Raw genomic sequence first — 18124 nt, 5'->3', positions numbered from 1 at the left:
TGTTCTTGCTGGGAGGATCGGCGCATGTTCTCGCTTCGCCGCCGCAGGAAGGAAACAGAAATCCTCGAACAGCTCGTGCGCCTTCTGACCCTGCTCGAACAACGGCTGAGCGAGCCGCAGGATCGCCGGATCGACATCGCGGTCGAGCAGGTGCAAGTGGACCACGTCGACCTCAAGGAGTTGGTCTTCCGGCTGGACCGCTTGGATGTCAACGAGTTGAGCGGCACACTCACGCTCGGCAATCACATCCGGCTGGACAGCGGGCGAGCATCGGCGTCGCCGATGGCCGATTCGGAGATGGAGTCGACCTCAAGGGGGTATCGCATATGGTGGAACGAGGAACGGCAAGCCCCGAATGCTCGGTGACGTCCCATTTGCATCCCTTCGTTCGCGTGTTGTCGCCTACGTTCGTGATCGGCCAGATCACCGTTCATCAAGTCGCTGGCGCGTCCGTGATGAGCCTAGGGAACACTTGGGCATCCGATTTTCGCCATCATGCGCATATCCAACAGGGGTTCGGCAACGTGTACGGATCCCGCCCGGTTGTGGCGAACAACCATTGGTCTGCGCCCGACGGCGCGCCCGGTCGCGAGACGCCTTCTTCTCCGTGGCCGGAGCGGTGGGTGCGAGCATGACGGCCCGGTGTTCCGGGTTGGAGGCTGAACGATGAACCAGAAGTCGAATCACCCGTTCGAGTTCCTCAACCAGCTGCAGGAACTCGGCGATATGAGAAAGTGGCTTGGGCCCGATTTCCTGAAGAATATGCCCATGCCGAACTTTCAGGGCATGCCGTTTTTCCAGGACGATCAGCCGTCGGCGCCGTTCCCGCCAATCGATCTGTATAACCGAAGCACCGAAATCGTAGCGGTCATCGCGCTTCCTGGTCTCAAATCCCAGGGCGACGTGTCGCTCAGTGTGAGGCCCCGCCAGCTGCGCGTGCGTGGTCAGCTCTCCTCCTACTTTGCGGGAACCCACGATCACGTCCTCGCGTCCGAACTGTTCCGAGGGGCCTTTGACCGCGAAATCGACCTCCCGGAGCGCGTGAATCCGGACGGCGTCAAGGCCGTCTACCGCAGCGGGTTGCTCGTCGTCTACATGGCGAAGGACTTGGCGCGCGAGGCACCTGGCAACACCGTGCCTATCGAATTCTCGACCGAACAGAGCTGATGGGAGGGGAGCGCCGTGACCCAGACTCGCTTGCCCGCATGGCCCATCCAGCTTCACGTCGGCGCCATCGAGCGATCCTCCGCGCTCCTCGTCGGGGGATGGAATGTCGTATACGGCCTCAGTTCGCACGAGAAGTCCAACGTCGGCTTTGGCAGCGTGGGATCTCATTCCTTTATCGCGCAGAACCGCGTGCTCCTCTACGATCCCGACGGGATCGACATGCCCGTTGACGATCGCGACACCCACGTCCTGCAGACTCGCCAGCAAGCGCCGATTGAAACCCGCATTGCGTTCCAGGAGCTCGGGGTGAACTCGATGCAACAGAACGCGGGCGTCTTTGTGGGAGACGCGCAGATCACGGGGTGGGATCAACATCAGAAGTCGAATAAGGCGTCGGGTGACGTCGGAGGCGACCACAACGTCGAGATTGCGGGCGTGCATGTCAACTACGACGCCGACGCCGTGGACGGCATCTTTTTCGACAGCGATCACAAAGCGGGCACCTTTGTGCGCCAGGGGTAGCGCACCGAGGTGCCCGCCTCTCAGAGTTGCCGTTAAGCTCTCGCGGCGGCCATTTTCTCGCGAAGTTTTTCAGTGAGCTTCGGCACGATCTCGAACAAATCGCCGACAACGCCGTAATCCGCGATTTCGAAGATCGGGGCCTCCGCGTCCTTATTGATCGCGATAATCAGCTTCGACTGGCTCATTCCGGCGAGGTGCTGAATGGCGCCGCTGATGCCGCACGCAATGTAGACGTCCGGGGTCACGACCTTACCCGTCTGCCCAATTTGCAAGCTGTAATCGCAGTATCCGGCGTCGCAGGCGGCACGCGAAGCGCCGACGGCCGCGTCGAGGACGTCTGCGAGCTCGTACAGAGGCTTAAAGCCGTCTGCGCTCTTCACGCCGCGACCGCCCGAGACGACCACACGGGCCTCCGTGAGATCCCGTCCCGTGCTGGCCTTCTTTTGGACGTCCACGACTCGCGTCTTCACGTCCGCCGGTTCGTCAAACGCACGCACGTCGACCTCTGCAGACCCTCCTTGTTCGGCGTCGGGCGCGAGGTTGTTGGGCCGAACGGTCACCACGTATGGGGTCGACAGGACGCGCTTGGTTTCAAATGCTTTACCCGCGTAAATCGGCCGTTTAAACAACACCTCGCCGCCTTGCACCTCAAGGCTGACCACATCCGAGACCTGTGGCGCATCCAGCGCGGCGGAGATTTTCGGCGCCAGATCGCGGCCGCTCGCCGTGTGGCCGAGCACGACGACGTCCGGCTGCACCTCATCCAACACAGGGCCAAGTGCGAGATAGTAGTGCTCCGAGTCGTAGTTGGCCAGGGAAGCGCCTTCGATGGCGATGACCTTGTCCTGAGGGTGCTGAGCCAGTTCGCTCGCCGCATCCTTGACCTGATTCCCAATGACGACCGACACAATGGATCCGCCGTCCGCAATGGTACGCGCAGCGCCGAGCGCTTCGAGCGCGACTTGGCGGAGTTTCCCATCCCGTTGCTCTGCAATGACCAGGACCTTCTTCGGCATGAACTTCAACCTCCAGTATCGATTTCATTCCATTGCGCGAGTGTCAACGAAGCGCCTTGACGAGGATTTCAGCCAGCTGCTCGGCCTGCTCGTCCGGTGTGCCCGTGATTTTCTGGCCGGCCTGACGCTTCGGCGGCAACGTCACCTCGACGCGCTCGACCTTGGCGGCTACCTCGTCGCTCGACAAACCCAGATCCGAGAGGGTGAGGGTGGTAAGCGGTTTCTTCTTTGCTTTCATAATATTAGGAAGCGAAGGATATCTGGGTTCGTTCAGCCCTTGTTGTGCAGTAAAGAGTGCAGGCAGCGTCGCTGTCACGGTTTGGACGTCGCCGTCGATCTCGCGGACCCCCGTGGCCTGATTGCCGTCGATGGTCAGTTTCGTGACAGCGGCGATGTGGGGAAGGCCGAGCGCGTGTGCAACGCGGATGGCGACCTGGCCCGCGCCGTTGTCCACCGAGAAGTTGCCGGCGAGGAGCACGTCGAACGACTTGTCCTTGAGATAGGCCACGATGGCCTTGGCAATCGCGCGTTCGTCCGTCAGCTCAGGCGCCTCGATGAGAACCGCTTCGTCGGCGCCCATGGCCAGCGCGGTGCGGAGAGCCTGAGTGGTATTCTCATTGCCCACACTTACCACGGTGACCGTGGCCCCTTGATTCTCCTTCAACTGAATGGCCTCTTCCACCGCGTATTCGTCGTACGGGTTGATGATCCACTTGACACCGTCTTCTGCGATTTTGCCATCCACAAGCCGGATGCGCTCTTCGGTGTCGAACGTCTGCTTCATGAGTACCACGACATGCATGATTCAAAACCTCCTGTGAAACAAAATGGTCAAGCCTATGGCCCAGCGCCGTCAGGCGCGAAGCCCTCGCAAAAAGAAGTCGACGGTCTTGTCGACTTGGGCGGACAGCGAATACCGTCTGCCCGAAATGAGCCAGGACGAGACGACCTCGTCCATCGCGCCGAAGATCAGCAGGCGCGTGAGCTTCACGTCCAAGTCGCTGCGAAAAATCCCCTGTTCGATTCCTCGAACCAGCACATCTTCGATCAGTTGGATGTACGGCTTCAAAGCCTTGCTGATCTCGCTGTGCAGTTCGCGCGAACTCTGACGGAGCTCAAGCTGCGTCACCTTGGCGAGTTGAACATCCTTCTCGAGTTCGGTGAAATGAAGCTCGCAGATCTTGCGAATCGCTTCATCGGCGCGATCATCCTCATGAACGTGCTCGTGAAACTTACGCACGAGACTGCCCAGCTTCTCCCGAAACAAGGAGATCAGGATGTCCTCCTTGTTTTTAAAGTACAGATAAATGGTCCCGTCCGCTACGCCTGCTTCGCGGGCAATTTTTGAAACTTGCGAGTTGAAGAATCCGTGCTCCGCGAACACTTTTAACGCTGCTTTCAAGATGGCTTCGTACTTTTCTCTCCTTTTCTCCGCCAATCCACTTGTCATGAATTCACCTCGGTGTTAATATCGAGTCAAGCGATGAATGAACGCTCATTCATTTTCGTACCCCCATAGTAAATGGCGTGTGCGAGAATGTCAATGATGCAACCGCTTTTTTTACCGTTTAGTTGTAAGCGGTTGCGCGCGCCTTCCGAGCGGTCGAGTCCCGCGCGGAGGGGTTGTGAGCGGACTTTGGACAAAACGGCGGGAAGGGAAGTGACGAGACGTGTTGCTGGCTGTGAACGACATCGCCTTTGCGCTCGCGGTGCTGTACGCGCTGTATCTGTTCGGCACCGTGGTCTATCGGCGATACCGCTATGTGATGCTAGGCAAGCCGGTTCAGTGGAACTGGCGGCCCGAACTCGGGGAATTTATGGCTCAGGTGTTCGGGCAAAAGAAGTTGTTCAAGGACAAGAAGAGCGGCGCCATGCACTTTGTGATGTTTTACGGCTTCATCGTCCTGCAGTTTGGAGCTCTGGACATCATCGTGAAGGGACTGACGCTGGGGCATCACATTCCCTACCCGGCGTATGAAACGTTCTCATTCACACAGGAGTGGGTCGCCATTCTGGTCCTGGCGGCCACGGCCTATGCCGCCTATCGCCGCTACGGAGAGCGGGTCAAACGACTGAAGCGGGGATTTAAGCCCAGCATTGTGCTCATCCTCATCTCCAGCCTGATGGTCTGCGTGCTGATGGACCTGTCGTTTGAACGCGTTTGGCAGCAGGAGCCGGGCGCGTGGTGGGCGCCTGTATCGTCTCTCATCGCGTCCGCCCTCTGGGGCATCGGGCCGAAGGGCGGTGAAATCGGATTCTATGTCTTCTGGTGGTTGCACCTCCTGGTGTTGCTGACGTTCTTGGTGTACGTGCCTCAGTCGAAACACTTTCACCTCATGGTCGCGCCCATCAACATCTGGCTGCACCGAAAAGGGGCGCCCGGCCGGTTGCGCCCGCTCGACTTGGAGGATGAAAACGCCGAGTCGTTTGGCGTCGGCAAGGTGGAAGACTTCGAGCGCAAGCAGATGATCGACTTCTTCGCTTGCGTGGAATGCGGGCGTTGTACGAACTCTTGCCCTGCTTCCAACACGGGCAAGCCTCTGTCTCCGATGCATCTGATTGTCAAAATGCGCGATCACCTGATTGAGAAGGGGATGGCGCAAACCGGGCTGCCGGCGTTTGAGCCGAGCTTCCTCCTTCCCAAGCGGGAAGGAATGGCCCACAAGATGGCCTCGGGCGGAGAAGATATCGTGTTTCCGGAAGGCGTGGTGACCGATATCGAACCGACCTTCCACTGGCAACAAGAGGAGTGGCGTTTGACCGAGGCCGATCCGACCGAGTTGTCGCTCATCGGTGACGTGATCACCGAGGAAGAGATCTGGGCTTGCACGACCTGCCGGAACTGCGAGGACCAATGTCCGGTCGGCAACGAGCATGTCGATAAGATCATCGATCTGCGCCGATATCTGGTGCTCATGGAAGGCAGCATGCCGAAGGAGGCCCAGCGCGCGATGCAAAACATCGAGCGCCAGGGCAATCCGTGGGGGCTGAGCCGCAAGGATCGGGCGCAGTGGATGCAGGGCTTGGACATCCCAGTGCCGACGGTTCACGAAAACCCCAATTTCGAATATCTGTTTTTCGTCGGTTCCATGGGTTCGTACGATCGCCGGGCGCGGAAGGTCACGCATGCCGTGGTTCGGTTGTTGCATGAAGCAGGCGTGAACTTCGCGGTACTGGGAGACGAGGAAAACGGCTCGGGTGATACGCCGCGTCGCCTTGGCAACGAGATGCTGTTTCAGCAGCTTGCCATGGAGAACATCGCGACGTTTCAACAATACGGGGTGCGCAAGATTGTCACGGCGTGCCCGCACACCTTCAACACGCTGAAAAACGAGTATCCGGACTTCGGGCTCGAAGGTGTGGAGGTGTATCACCACACGCAATTGCTTGCGAAGTTGGTTCGCGAAGGTAAGCTCCGGCCGACCCATCCGCTCCACGAGCGCATCGTGTATCACGACGCGTGCTATCTCGGGCGCTACAATGGCGTCTTTGATGCGCCGCGCGACATCCTGAAGGCCATTCCCGGCGTGGAGCTCGTGGAGATGGAGCGGAATCGCGAAAACGCGATGTGCTGCGGTGCCGGCGGTGGGCGGATGTGGATCGAAGAGACCCGCAGCAAGCGGATCAACCTCGCGCGCACACAACAGGCGCTGGCGACCAACCCCACCGTCATCGGCAGCGCGTGCCCGTACTGCCTGACCATGATGGAGGACGGCACGAAACTCACCGAGACGGACGATCGCGTCAAGGCGCGAGATGTCGCTGAGCTGCTTGCCGCGTCGGTCTTCGGAGAGGTCCTGCGCCAACCGACTGAAGATGAGGAGGTTCAAGCCGGATGAGACACATTCGACGAGCTGCCGTGATTGGTTCCGGCGTGATGGGTGCGCAGATTGCCGCCCATCTCGCCAATGTCGGTATCCCGAGCCTCTTGCTCGACATCGTGCCGAAAGAGTTGACCCCGGAAGAACAGAAGAAGGGCCTGACGCTCGAGCATCCCGCCGTGCGGAACCGCCTGGCCACAGAGGCCATCCGCCGGTTGCACAAGCTGAGCCCTGCGCCGTTGTTTCGGGCAGATGATGCCAAGCTGATCACGCCGGGCAACATCGAGGACGACTTGCATCGGATTGCCGAGGTCGACTGGGTCATCGAGGTCATCGTGGAGAGCCTCGAGCCGAAGCGCCAGCTGTTGGAGCGCATTGAGCGACACTGGCATGAGGGCATCATCGTCAGCACGAACACGTCGGGCATTTCCATCAATGCGATGGTCGAGGGCCGGAGTGAAGCGTTCCGACGGCATTTTCTCGGCACGCACTTTTTCAACCCGCCTCGTTATATGAAGCTTTTGGAGGTCATTCCGGGGCGGGACACCGATCCAAGCGTCGTGGAATTCATGCGCGAGTTTGGGACGGAACGCCTCGGCAAAGGCGTGGTCGTGGCGAAGGATACGCCGAACTTCATCGCCAATCGCATTGGCACCTACGGGCTCTTGGTCAGCTTTGAAGAGATGCAGAAGGGAGGCTTCACGGTCGAGGAAGTCGACGCCATCACCGGTCCGGCGCTGGGTCGTCCGAAAAGCGCGACGTTCCGCACCCTGGATCTGGTCGGGATCGACACCTTCGTGCACGTGGCCAACAATGTGCGCGAGAACGTGAAAGATCCCGCTGAACAGCAGGCGTTTGTGGTACCAGAGGCGATTCAGAAACTCGTGGAGCGCGGCTGGCTCGGCGAAAAAAGCGGCCAAGGGTTCTACAAGCGCGTGAAGCAAAACGGGCAACGCCAGATCCTCGCGCTCGATCTCGACACGTTGGAGTACCGCGAGCAGAAGAAAGTGACGTCGGCGGCGCTGGAAGCGGCCAAGCAAGCCAAGGGCGCGGCTGGGAAAGCCAAGGCGCTGATTCAGGGCGGCGACAGGTACGCCGAACTCGCATGGAACATCGTGAAACGCGTGTTGGTGTATTCTGCGGAGAAGCTCGGCGAGATCGCGGATACGATTCAGGACATCGACGCCGCGATGCGCTGGGGATTCAACTGGGACCTCGGGCCTTTCGAGCTGTGGGATGCCCTTGGCCTGGTCGAGACCGCGGATCGCATGCGCGCTGAAGGTCTCGCGCTGCCCAAATGGGTGGAGGACTGGATTGCCGCCGGTCACAAGGCGTTTTACGAGGAAGTCGACGGCCGCCTGACGATGCCGGTCGACGGCAAGCTAGAGCCCGTGCGCGTGCCTGCTGGCGTGATCGATCTCGCCGCGCTGAAGAAGGGCGGCAAAGTCATCGCGCAGAACGCGGGCGCGAGCCTGATCGATCTGGGGGACGGAGTGGCTTGCCTGGAGTTTCACTCGCAGAACAATGCCATCGGCCCCGACATTCTGGCGATGATTGAGAAGAGTGTGGCTATCGCGGAGAAGGACTTCGCCGGCCTGGTCATCGCCAACCAAGGCAAGAATTTCTGCGTCGGGGCCAACCTGGTGCTCATCCTCATGGCGGCGCAGGAAGGCGACTGGGACGAGATCGATCTTTCCATCCGCCAATTCCACCGCGCCGTGCTCGCGCTCCGCTACAGCCAGGTGCCGGTGGTCGCCGCGCCCCATCGGATGACGCTCGGCGGCGGCGTGGAGGTGTGTTTGGCATCGTCCAGAGTGCTCCCGGCTGCGGAGACGTACTTCGGCCTGGTGGAGGTGGGCGTAGGCGTCATCCCGGGCGGCGGCGGCTGCAAAGAGACGGCGCGCCGGGTGGCGGAGTCGGTCGGCCCCGAGGACGATCTCGTCCCCGCTTTGGCCCGCATGTTCCAAGCCATCGGAACCGCCAAGGTGTCGACGAGCGGCGCCGAAGCGCTGGCCATGGGCTGGCTGCGCGAGACCGACCGCGTGGTGGTCAACGACGACCTGCGCATCTCGGCCGCGAAGGCGGAGGTACTCCGGATGGCCGAGATCGGCTATACGGCGCCGCCGAAGGCGAAAGCGATCCGCGTGGCGGGACGGGACGGCAAGGCGACGCTGCAGATGGCCGCGCGCGCGATGTGGAACGGGGGCTACATCACCGATTACGACCTGCACATCGCGTATAAACTGGCCCACGTGCTTGCGGGCGGCGACGTCCCGGCGAACTCGCTCGTCAGCGAGGATTACCTGCTCGATCTCGAGCGGGAGGCGTTCCTCAGCCTGTGCGGCGAGGCGAAGACCATCCAGCGCATGCAGCACATGCTCGCCACCGGGAAACCGCTTCGCAACTGAACCCGTTCGACAACGGACACGATAGGGAGTGAAACCATGCGGGAAGCTGTGATTGTTTCGGTTGCACGCACGCCGGTCGGCAAGGCGAAGCGCGGCGTGTTTCGCCATACGCGGGTGGAGGACCTGGGGCGCGCGGCCGTGCGCGCGGCCGTCGAGCGCGCCGAGGGCCTCGATCCCGCCGAGATCGAAGACGTGGTCATCGGTTGTGCCATGCCGGAGGGCGAACAGGGCCTGAATGTGGCGCGCATCATCTCGCTCTACAGCGGGCTGCCGGAGAGCGTCCCGGCCATGACCATCAACCGGTTCTGTTCGTCGGGGCTTCAGGCGATTGCCATCGCGGCCGAGCGCGTAATGCTCGGACACGTGGAGGTCGCGCTCGCGGGCGGCGTGGAGACCATGAGCCACGTGCCGATGAGCGGATTCAAGCCGTCGCCTCACCCGGACATTCTGCTCGAGATGCCCGACATCTACATCTCCATGGGGCACACGGCGGAGAACGTCGCCAAGCGATTCGGCGTGAGCCGCGAAGATCAGGACCGGTTCGCGTACGAGAGCCACCAGAAGGCGTACGCGGCGCAGCAGGCGGGCAAGTTTGATGACGAGATCGTCCCGGTGGAGACGAAGGTGTGGGACATCGACGAGGAGGGACGGCCGCACGAGAAGACCATCCGGGTCACGCAGGATGAGGGTGTCCGGAAGGACACGACGCCCGAGGCCCTGGCGTCGCTCCGGCCGGCTTTCTCCGTCGGCGGCACGGTGACCGCCGGCAACGCGTCGCAGATGAGCGACGGCGCGGCGGCCGCAGTCGTCATGACGGCTGAAAAGGCGCAGCAACTGGGCCTCAAGCCGCTCGCCACGTTCAAGAGCTTCGCGGTCACCGGCTGCGATCCGGCCATTATGGGGATCGGTCCCGTGGGCGCCATTCCGAAGGCGCTGAAGCTGGCGGGGCTGTCTCTCGCCGACATCGATCTCTTCGAGATCAACGAAGCTTTCGCGTCTCAATGCCTGCAGGTCATCCGTTCGCTCGACATCGATCCGGCGAAGGTCAACGTGAATGGAGGCGCGATCGCGCTGGGGCATCCGCTTGGCTGCACAGGCGCGAAACTGACGGCGACCTTGATTCACGAACTGCGCCGGCGCGGCGGCGGCTATGGCGTGGTGTCGATGTGCATCGGCGGCGGCATGGGCGCGGCCGGCGTATTTGAAGTTCACAAACCCTGAGACCCTGCACAAGGAGTGAGGATGACATGGAAAACAAGACCATTGTCAAGGGCGGAGCGTTTATCATCGAGGAGCTGGAGCCTTCCGCCGTGGTGACGCCGGAAGGCTTCACCGAGGAACAGAAGATGATTGCGGAGACGACGAAGAACTTCATCGAGTCCGAGGTCGTTCCGCGTCACGAGGAGATCGAATCGCTGAACTACGAGCTCACGGTCAAGCTGCTTCGAAAGGCGGCCGATCTCGGCCTCTTGTCCGCCGAGGTGCCGGAGGCGTACGGCGGCCTCGGGCTCGACAAGGTGAGCGCGACGCTGATCAACGAACACGTCTCGCGCGGCGGATCGTTTGGCCTGTCGTTCGGCGCCCACACGGGCATCGGAACTTTGCCGATTGTCTACTTCGGCAACGAGGAGCAAAAGAAGAAGTACCTGCCGAAGCTTGCGACCGGCGAGTGGATCGGGGCGTATTGCTTGACCGAGCCGTCGTCCGGTTCCGACGCCCTGGGCGCCAAGACGACGGCGAGACTGTCGGAGGACGGGAAGTACTACATCTTGAATGGCACGAAACAGTTCATCACGAACGCCGGATTTGCGGATGTGTTCGTGGTGTACGCGAAGATCGACGGCCAGCATTTCAGCGCGTTCATCGTCGAACGCACGATGCCCGGCGTGAGCTTCGGCCCCGAGGAACAAAAGATGGGCATCAAGGGGTCTTCGACGCGCCAGGTGATCCTCGAAGACGTGAAGGTGCCCGTGGAAAACCTGCTCTTCGAAGTGGGCAAGGGCCATCAGATTGCGTTCAACATTCTGAACATCGGCCGCTTCAAGCTGGGCGCGGGCGCGCTTGGCGGATCGAAGATTGCGCTTGAGACGTCCGCCAAGTACGCGAACGAGCGGAAGCAGTTCGGCAAGAAGCTGTCCGAGTTCCCGCTGATTCAGCGCAAGCTGGCGCGGATGAACACGCAGATCTACGCGCTCGAGAGCGTGGTCTACCGCACGGCGGGCTTGCTCGACGCCATCCTGGAGACCGTCGATGTGACGAAGCCGGACGCGGGTGTCCAGTCGGCAAAGGCCATCGCCGAATACGCCATTGAGTGCTCCATCAACAAGGTCTTCGGATCCGAGGTTCTGGACTTCGTCGTGGACGAGGCCGTCCAGATCCACGGCGGTTACGGTTTCATCAAAGAGTACGGCGTGGAGCAGATGTACCGGGATTCGCGCATCAATCGGATTTTCGAGGGTACCAACGAGATCAACCGGATGCTCATCCCCGGCACGATGCTGCGGCGCGCGATGAAAGGCGAGTTGCCGCTGTTCCAGAAGGCGCAGGCGCTGCAGGCGGAGCTCATGCAGATGGTCCCCGGACTCACGCCGCCGGAGGGTACGCTGGCCGAGGAGAAGCAGCTCATCGAGAACATGAAGAAGGTCTTCCTCATGGTCGGTGGCCTGGCTGCACAGGCGCTGCAGGCCCGCGTGAACGACGAGCAGGAGATCTTGGCGAATCTCGCAGACATCGCGATCCAGGCCTTTGCGGCGGAGAGCGCGTACTTGCGGGCGATGCAGCAGGTGGAGTCGGCGGGCGAGGCGTCGGCCGCGTTGAAGATCGCGATGACGCGCGCGTTTGTGCAGGAGGCCGTGGCGAAGGTGGAGCAGGCGGCGAAGGAGAGCCTGGCACACGTCAGCCAGGGCGATGCGCTCAAGATGCAGTTGTCCATCCTGAAGCGGCTGACGCGCCGTTCGGATGTCGACGTGATCGCGTTGGACCGTCAAATCGCCGAGCGCGTGATCGAAGCCGAAGGTTACATCTGCTGAACGAACGCCGCGAAGGGATGGTGACGGTGGATGGAGAGGCCGTGGTTGAAGCACTACCCGCCAGAGGTGCCGAGCACCTACGACTACCCGCGCGAGAATCTGGCCGCGTTTTTGTTGCACTCGGCGGAGGCTTTCCCCGATCGGCCTGCCCTGTGGTTTTTCGGATACAAGATGACGTACCGCGAGCTGTTGGACGCGTGTTGCCGCTTCGCCAACGCGATGCGAGCGATCCCCCTGAACAAGGGGGATCGGCTCGCCATCATGTTGCCCAACTGTCCGCAGGCCGTGATCGCCTATTACGGAGCGCTGCTCGCCGGGCTGACGGTTGTGCAACACAATCCGATGTATACGCCGAGGGAGCTGAAACACCAGCTCGAAGACTGCGGCGCCAAGGTCCTCGTGACGTTGGACGAACTATGGCCCCGCGTCGAAGCGGTCGAAGGCGAGCTGCCCGTTGAGTACTATGTGATCACGTCCATTCGGGATTATCTGCCGCCTGTGAAATCGCTTTTGTATCCGCTCCAGCAGAGCAGGCAGGGTGGCGTGCCGAAGGTGCCGTACGGGTCGCGCGTCATGGCGTGGAAGCACTGTCTGGCCGGGGCGTCCGCCGAACTGCCGAAGGTCGAGATCGACCCCATGGAAGATATTGCGCTCATCCAGTATACCGGCGGGACGACCGGGGTGCCGAAGGGCGCGATGTTGACGCACTACAACCTGGTTGCGAATGCCATCCAGAGTTCGCTTTGGACGTACAAGCTGGAGCGCGGCAAGGAGCGCTACCTCGCGGTCTTGCCCTTCTTCCACGTCTTCGGCATGACGGTGCTCATGAACCAGTCCATGTACACGGGCGGTATGTTGATTTTGGTGCCTCGCTTTCAGGCGGAGCAGGTCCTCAAGCTGATCCATGAATTCAAGCCGACGGTGTTTCCGGGCACGCCGACGATGTACATCGCTCTCATGAACCATCCGAATCGGGCACGATACGATCTTTCGTCCATCGAAGTGTGTGTCAGCGGCGCGGCGCCGCTCCCGCACGAGGTTCAGGCGCAGTGGGAAAAGCTCACAGGCGGCAAGCTCGTCGAGGGATACGGCTTGACGGAAGCGTCGCCCATCACCCACGCGAACAACTTCTGGGCGGAGCGCAAGCCAGGCTCCATCGGAATCCCGTTTCCCGACACGGACGCACGGGTCGTCGATCCGGACGGCAACCCACTGCCTGTGGGCGAAATTGGGGAACTGGCGGTTCGAGGGCCGCAGGTGATGAAGGGGTATTGGAATCGACCGGATGAAACCGCTTCGGTGTTGCGAAACGGGTGGTTATTCACGGGCGATCTTGCCAAGATGGACGAGGACGGATATTTCTATATTGTCGACCGCAAGAAAGATATCATCATCGCGGGCGGATACAATATCTATCCGCGCGAAGTGGAAGAGGTCCTGTACGAGCATCCCGCGGTCGCGGAGGCCGCGGTGGTCGGCGTGGACGATCCGTATCGCGGCCAGACGGTCAAGGCGTTCATCCAGCTGAAGCCAGGCATGCAGGTCACGGAACAGGAGTTGGACGAGTGGTGCCGCGCGAATCTCGCCGCGTACAAGGTGCCGCGCGCGTATGAGTTCCGGGACAGCTTGCCCAAGTCGGCGGTCGGAAAGATCCTTCGCCGCGCGCTCGTGGAAGAGATCACCCGCCAGGCGTGACGGCAAGGAGGGTAGCGGCGTGCCCATGTATCCAGGGGGAAATCAGGAGACGACAGCGGATATCCGAACCTTTGCGGACTTCATCGGCGCGAAACTGGTGAGCGCCGATGGGGACGAAGTGGTGGCAGAGTTGTCCATCGAACCTCATCATTGGAATCTGGCGCGTATCGTGCACGGCGGGGTGTACATGTCGTTGCTCGATTCCGCGATGGGGCTTTTGGTAAGTCTCCACTATCCGAACCGCCCGGTCGTGACGACGAATCTCAACATTCACTTCACGGAACCGGCGAGCGAAGGGACGCTGGTGTGCCGGGCGAGGTTCATTCATCGCGCCCGGAGCACCATGACGGTCGAAGGACGGGTGTATCTCGGAACGGATCGACTTTGTGCGCATGCGACAGGCTCATTTCGAGTGTTGAAGTTGCCGTCGTGATGGAGTTTGCAAGGGCCGACAGCGGGAATTCTCAGCCGCTGTCGGCCTTTTTGCACTCTTTCGCCCATATCTGATGCCTTTCTTGTGCGAAGGGCTTGTCAAACACTATATCTAGTGTTACGCTAGTGCCTGTCCAAAGCATTTGATAGGTGAAGAGGATTGGTGCCCGCCGCGAGGCGGGTGAAAAGGGAATCCAGTGCGAATCTGGAGCGGTCCTCGCCACGGTAACGCGGATGGCGGCGGCAAGGGAGTTCCCGGCCACTCGCATGTCGGCTTCATGTCGAACGAGGTCGACGGCGGGGAAGGCGCCCGCCGCAAATGAAGCGGAGCCCGGAGACCTGCCAATCCTCCGTGGTGGTTCCGACGCTCACGAGGGGTTGAGAAGTCGGCGGATAGGGGACGGTCGCGCACTTCAGCTGGCCGGTCTGCCGCCGTCTGCTCATCCGGGTGAGCGCCCTGGATGAGCTTTTTTGTGGGCGCGAGGTAGGTTCAGGACGAAGTGCGAGGAGTGGATGCAAATGGTACATCCGAGCGACACATCGACGGGACTCATGGAACGAGCGGGACAGGCCCCAAGCCAACCCGGAAACGCGCAGGATGCGCTCGCGGGGTGGCGAGATCGCCTCAAGACGTTTAAGGTCGAGAAGTGGGATGGTCGCGTTGAACCGCTATCCTTGGACAAAATCTTCGCCTTCTTGCAGCGCGGCTGCGAGGCCGCAGAAGGGTGCGATCCGGAGCGCCTCGCGGCAGACGTCTGGCCTCAGTTGAGGGATGGAATGCGGACGTCCGAGATTGCCCGCGTGGCGATTCAAGCCGCGGTGGAAAAGACGAGTGTGGCCGAACCCGCCTGGCAGTTCGTGGCGGCGCGGCTGCTGCTGTTGGACGCCTACAAGCAGGCGGCGAGGAACCGGGGCTACCGCCATATCGGTTACGGGGACTTCTATCGTCTCATTGTGGAACTGGAGCAGATGGGCCGATACGGCACATACATACGGCAGCATTACAGCGAGGACGAGATCGCCGAATTGGCCGCATACATTCGCCCGGAACGAGATCACCTGTTCAACTACGTGGGCCTGAAGCAACTGTTGGATCGGTATGCCATTCGCAACCTGGAGAACGGCATCATGGAACTGCCCCAGGAGCTGTTCATGGGTGTGGCCATGCACCTCGCCATGAAGGAAAGGGACAAAGTCGCTTGGGCCAAGCGGTTCTATGACATGTTGTCCACGCTGCAGGCCACCGTGGCCACGCCGACGCTGAGCAATGCGCGCAAACCGTTCCATCAGCTGAGTTCGTGTTTTATCGACATGCCCGAGGACGATCTCGTCAGCATCTACGCCACAGACGAGGCGTTTGCGCGCGTGTCGAAGTTCGGGGGCGGCATGGGAATCTACGTGGGCAAGATCCGTGCCCGCGGATCGGCCATCCGCAACCACCCCGGTGCGTCTGGCGGCGTGGTGCCGTGGATCCGCAATTTCAACAACACCGCCGTGAGCTGCAACCAGTTGGGGATGCGCGCTGGTGCGGCGGCTGTCTACCTGGATGTCTGGCACAAGGACATCCTGGATTTTCTGCAACTGCGCACGAACAACGGAGACGAGCGCATGAAGGCTCACGACATCTTTCCCGGCGTGTGCATTCCGGATCTGTTCATGCGGCGCGTCGAGGAACGGGGCATGTGGTACCTCTTCTGCCCGTACGAGGTCCGCAAGGTCATGGGATTTTCGCTCGAAGACAGTTGGGGCGAGGAATTTGAACGCCGCTACCAGGCGTGCGTGGACAACCCGGATCTTCCGCGCGTGGAGATCCCGGCCATCGAGATCATGAAGCGGATCATGCAGTCCGCATTCGAGACGGGGACGCCGTTCATCTTCTTCCGCGACACGGCAAACCGGCTCAACCCGAACCAACACGCGGGCATGGTGTACTGTAGCAACCTGTGCACGGAGATCATCCAGAACATGAGCCCGTCCCGCCGGGTCGAGGAGGTCGAGGAAGGCGGCGTGATCACCACGAAGACACAGGCCGGGGATTTCGTGGTGTGCAACTTGTCCTCGCTCAACCTGGGCCGATGCCGGGATCTCGACAGCATTCGCGAGACGGTTCGCCGGCAGATTCGCGCCATGGACAACGTGATCGATTTGAACCATTATCCAGTCCCACAGGCGGCGGTGACCAATCGCAAATACCGGGCCGTGGGCCTCGGGATCAGCGGTTACCATCAGTACCTGGCGGAAAAGGGCATTCCGTGGGAGTCCGAGGAGCACGTGAAGCACGCCGACGAGCTGTTCGAGTGGATCAACTTCTTCGCCATCGAGGCCTCGATGGAATTGGCGCGCGAAAAAGGCCCGTATCCGCTGTTCGAGGGTTCCGACTGGCAAACGGGCCGCTACTTCGAGGTGCGCGGATATCAAACGCGCCCGGGCGGCCCCGACTGGGATCGCCTGCGCCGCGACGTCGCCCGGCACGGCGTGCGCAATGCGTACCTGGTGGCCATCGCGCCGACCAGCAGCACGAGCCTCATCGCGGGCAGCACGGCGGGCATTGACCCGGTCTACGCGCGATTCTTCCTGGAGGAGAAAAAGAACGGCGTGGTGCCGCAAACCGCGCCCAACCTGAACGACAAGACCTTCTGGTACTACAAAGAGGCGCACACCATCGATCAGCGCTGGAGCATTGAGGCTTGCGCGGCCCGGCAGCGGCACGTGGATCAGAGCCAGTCGTTCAACCTGTATATCACGCCGGGAATCAGCGCGCGGCAGTTTCTCGAGCTGTACATGCTGGCTTGGAAGCGCGGGTTGAAGACGGTGTATTACGTCCGAAGCAAATCGGTCGAAGTCGAGGATTGTGTGGCTTGTTCGTCCTGAACCTCACCGACGGACGGGGCGGCGTGTTCGGCATGCCGCCCGCAAACAGCTCCGACGGTGATGAACGACTGGAGGATGGAAGGATGCAACTCAAGCGGACGAGACTATTCAACGCGGAAGGCGATCGCGACTGGGGAAAGCGGCGGATCATCGGCGGCAACACGACCAACATGATCGAGTTGAACAACATCAAGTACGAGTGGGCCTACAAACTCTATCGAGCCATGATGAATAATTTCTGGATTCCGGAAGAAATTCCGCTTTCCGACGACGCCCGCCAGTACGATCTGCTCAACGAGGATGAGCGAAGAAGCTACAACAAGGTGTTGTCCTTCCTCATCTTCATGGACAGCCTGTTGACCCACAATCTCCCGAACATCAACGAGTACATCACGGCGCCCGAGGTCAACCTGTGTCTGACGGTTCACGCCTTTCAGGAGGCCGTGCACTCGCAGTCGTACGGCTATGTGTTGGATTCCGTCGTCAATCCGGCGACCCGCGACCAGATTTATAACGAATGGCGAAACGACGATCACCTGCTCCGGCGCAATCAGTTCATCACCGATCTGTTCGAAGAGTTCATCGAAAATCCGACGGATCGCAATCTGATGAAGACCATCGTGGCCAATTATATCTTGGAAGGGGTCTATTTCTACGCCGGATTTGGCTTTTTCTTCGTTCTCGGCCGTCAAGGGAAGATGCTTGGGACCGTCTCCGAGATCAAGTTCATTCAGCGAGACGAGTTGACCCACCTCGCGATTTTCCGCAATCTGTATCACGAAATTGTGCGCGAGAATCCCGGCATCGTGACGCCCGATATGGAAGAGGAGTTCGTCGAGATGATGCGGACGGCGGTGCAGCACGAAATCGCGTGGGGCCAGTACGTGACCCAGGGGAAGATCGTGGGGCTGACGGACGCGCTCATCGATGCGTACATCAAGTACCTGGCGAATCTCCGGCTTCAGTCTCTGGGATTGCCGATTCTGTACCCGGAGATCAAGGAGCATCCGATGCCGTGGATGGACAGTTTCGCGGCCATCAACTCGCATAAGACCGATTTCTTCGAGCAGCGCGTGACGAATTACACGAAAGCCGGGAATCTCAATTGGGACGATCTGTGATTCCACGTTCAAGAGCCGCCTTCGGGCGGCTCTTTCTGCGAT

Annotated in this window: 15 protein-coding genes and 1 riboswitch; of the genes, 12 read left to right on the top strand and 3 right to left on the bottom strand. The window is 60.8% G+C overall.

Annotated elements, in window-relative coordinates; all coding sequences use genetic code 11:
• Positions 1-24: 24 nt before the first annotated feature.
• The 4 genes from J3481_RS00630 to J3481_RS00615 are packed head-to-tail and all read left to right on the top strand — an operon-like array spanning position 25 to position 1689.
• Complete coding sequence (locus J3481_RS00630) at positions 25-366, top strand: hypothetical protein (protein ID WP_206830495.1); 342 nt, start codon at positions 25-27, stop codon at positions 364-366.
• Positions 327-635: a hypothetical protein gene (locus tag J3481_RS00625; RefSeq protein WP_236010925.1), complete on the top strand. Its 309-nt coding sequence runs from the start codon at positions 327-329 to the stop codon at positions 633-635. Before J3481_RS00630 ends, J3481_RS00625 begins: the two co-directional genes overlap by 40 nt.
• A 31-nt stretch (positions 636-666) precedes the next feature.
• Complete coding sequence (locus J3481_RS00620; RefSeq protein ID WP_206830494.1) at positions 667-1167, top strand: Hsp20/alpha crystallin family protein; 501 nt, start codon at positions 667-669, stop codon at positions 1165-1167.
• Positions 1168-1182: 15 nt separating this feature from the next.
• Positions 1183-1689 carry a hypothetical protein gene (locus tag J3481_RS00615; protein ID WP_328702023.1) on the top strand — a complete coding sequence of 169 codons (507 nt, stop codon included), beginning with the start codon at positions 1183-1185 and terminating at the stop codon, positions 1687-1689.
• Between the two features lie 32 nt (positions 1690-1721).
• Here J3481_RS00615 and J3481_RS00610 read toward each other — a convergent pair whose 3' ends face one another.
• From J3481_RS00610 to J3481_RS00600, 3 genes are read right to left on the bottom strand one after another with little or no spacing between them, the layout of a single operon-like run.
• The gene (locus J3481_RS00610) at positions 1722-2705 is read right to left on the bottom strand and encodes an electron transfer flavoprotein subunit alpha/FixB family protein (protein WP_206830493.1); all 984 of its coding nucleotides are present in this window, start codon (positions 2703-2705) and stop codon (positions 1722-1724) included.
• A 43-nt stretch (positions 2706-2748) separates the two neighbouring features.
• Positions 2749-3507 carry an electron transfer flavoprotein subunit beta/FixA family protein gene (locus tag J3481_RS00605; RefSeq protein ID WP_206830492.1) on the bottom strand — a complete coding sequence of 253 codons (759 nt, stop codon included), beginning with the start codon at positions 3505-3507 and terminating at the stop codon, positions 2749-2751.
• Positions 3508-3558: 51 nt separating this feature from the next.
• Entirely contained in the window at positions 3559-4155 is a 597-nt protein-coding gene (locus J3481_RS00600) for a TetR/AcrR family transcriptional regulator (RefSeq protein ID WP_206830491.1), read from the bottom strand.
• A 220-nt stretch (positions 4156-4375) separates the two neighbouring features.
• Here J3481_RS00600 and J3481_RS00595 point away from each other — a divergent pair, with 220 nt between their 5' ends.
• The 8 genes from J3481_RS00595 to J3481_RS00560 all read left to right on the top strand — a co-directional run bounded on the left by J3481_RS00595 (position 4376) and on the right by J3481_RS00560 (position 18082).
• Entirely contained in the window at positions 4376-6544 is a 2169-nt protein-coding gene (locus J3481_RS00595) for a (Fe-S)-binding protein (RefSeq protein ID WP_206830490.1), read from the top strand.
• Positions 6541-8934, top strand: a complete 2394-nt coding sequence (locus J3481_RS00590; protein WP_206830489.1) for a 3-hydroxyacyl-CoA dehydrogenase/enoyl-CoA hydratase family protein — start codon at positions 6541-6543, stop codon at positions 8932-8934. The genes J3481_RS00595 and J3481_RS00590 overlap by 4 nt, the downstream gene beginning before the upstream one ends.
• 36 nt (positions 8935-8970) lie before the next feature.
• Complete coding sequence (locus tag J3481_RS00585) at positions 8971-10155, top strand: acetyl-CoA C-acyltransferase (protein ID WP_206830488.1); 1185 nt, start codon at positions 8971-8973, stop codon at positions 10153-10155.
• Positions 10156-10181: 26 nt separating this feature from the next.
• Complete coding sequence (locus J3481_RS00580; protein ID WP_206830487.1) at positions 10182-11963, top strand: acyl-CoA dehydrogenase family protein; 1782 nt, start codon at positions 10182-10184, stop codon at positions 11961-11963.
• 30 nt (positions 11964-11993) lie between these two features.
• On the top strand, positions 11994-13658 hold the full coding sequence (locus J3481_RS00575; protein ID WP_206830486.1) for a long-chain-fatty-acid--CoA ligase: 1665 nt from the start codon (positions 11994-11996) through the stop codon (positions 13656-13658).
• A 25-nt stretch (positions 13659-13683) separates the two neighbouring features.
• A complete protein-coding gene (locus J3481_RS00570; RefSeq protein WP_236010951.1) occupies positions 13684-14091 on the top strand; it encodes a PaaI family thioesterase in 408 nt (135 codons plus the stop codon).
• Between the two features lie 143 nt (positions 14092-14234).
• Positions 14235-14451, top strand: a riboswitch (cobalamin riboswitch).
• Between the two features lie 158 nt (positions 14452-14609).
• A complete protein-coding gene (locus J3481_RS00565; protein WP_236010924.1) occupies positions 14610-16961 on the top strand; it encodes a ribonucleoside-diphosphate reductase subunit alpha in 2352 nt (783 codons plus the stop codon).
• Between the two features lie 83 nt (positions 16962-17044).
• Positions 17045-18082, top strand: coding sequence for a ribonucleotide-diphosphate reductase subunit beta (locus J3481_RS00560; RefSeq protein WP_206830484.1), 1038 nt, complete (start codon positions 17045-17047; stop codon positions 18080-18082).
• Positions 18083-18124 lie beyond the last annotated feature (42 nt).

Origin of the sequence: Alicyclobacillus fructus, assembly GCF_017329605.1 — a bacterium.
Taxonomy (GTDB): Bacteria; Bacillota; Bacilli; order Alicyclobacillales; family Alicyclobacillaceae; genus Alicyclobacillus; species Alicyclobacillus fructus.
This window is presented reverse-complemented; position numbering and strand designations above follow the sequence as displayed.

Coding starts and splice junctions, on each gene's coding strand:
- J3481_RS00625 (WP_236010925.1), top strand. CDS start 327: ATGGTGGAACGAGGAACGGCAAGCCCCGAATGCTCGGTGACGTCCCAT.
- J3481_RS00570 (WP_236010951.1), top strand. CDS start 13,684: ATGTATCCAGGGGGAAATCAGGAGACGACAGCGGATATCCGAACCTTT.
- J3481_RS00565 (WP_236010924.1), top strand. CDS start 14,610: ATGGTACATCCGAGCGACACATCGACGGGACTCATGGAACGAGCGGGA.
- J3481_RS00605 (WP_206830492.1), bottom strand. CDS start 3,507: ATGCATGTCGTGGTACTCATGAAGCAGACGTTCGACACCGAAGAGCGC.
- J3481_RS00575 (WP_206830486.1), top strand. CDS start 11,994: ATGGAGAGGCCGTGGTTGAAGCACTACCCGCCAGAGGTGCCGAGCACC.
- J3481_RS00590 (WP_206830489.1), top strand. CDS start 6,541: ATGAGACACATTCGACGAGCTGCCGTGATTGGTTCCGGCGTGATGGGT.
- J3481_RS00585 (WP_206830488.1), top strand. CDS start 8,971: ATGCGGGAAGCTGTGATTGTTTCGGTTGCACGCACGCCGGTCGGCAAG.
- J3481_RS00600 (WP_206830491.1), bottom strand. CDS start 4,155: ATGACAAGTGGATTGGCGGAGAAAAGGAGAGAAAAGTACGAAGCCATC.
- J3481_RS00580 (WP_206830487.1), top strand. CDS start 10,182: ATGGAAAACAAGACCATTGTCAAGGGCGGAGCGTTTATCATCGAGGAG.
- J3481_RS00610 (WP_206830493.1), bottom strand. CDS start 2,705: ATGCCGAAGAAGGTCCTGGTCATTGCAGAGCAACGGGATGGGAAACTC.
- J3481_RS00630 (WP_206830495.1), top strand. CDS start 25: ATGTTCTCGCTTCGCCGCCGCAGGAAGGAAACAGAAATCCTCGAACAG.
- J3481_RS00620 (WP_206830494.1), top strand. CDS start 667: ATGAACCAGAAGTCGAATCACCCGTTCGAGTTCCTCAACCAGCTGCAG.
- J3481_RS00560 (WP_206830484.1), top strand. CDS start 17,045: ATGCAACTCAAGCGGACGAGACTATTCAACGCGGAAGGCGATCGCGAC.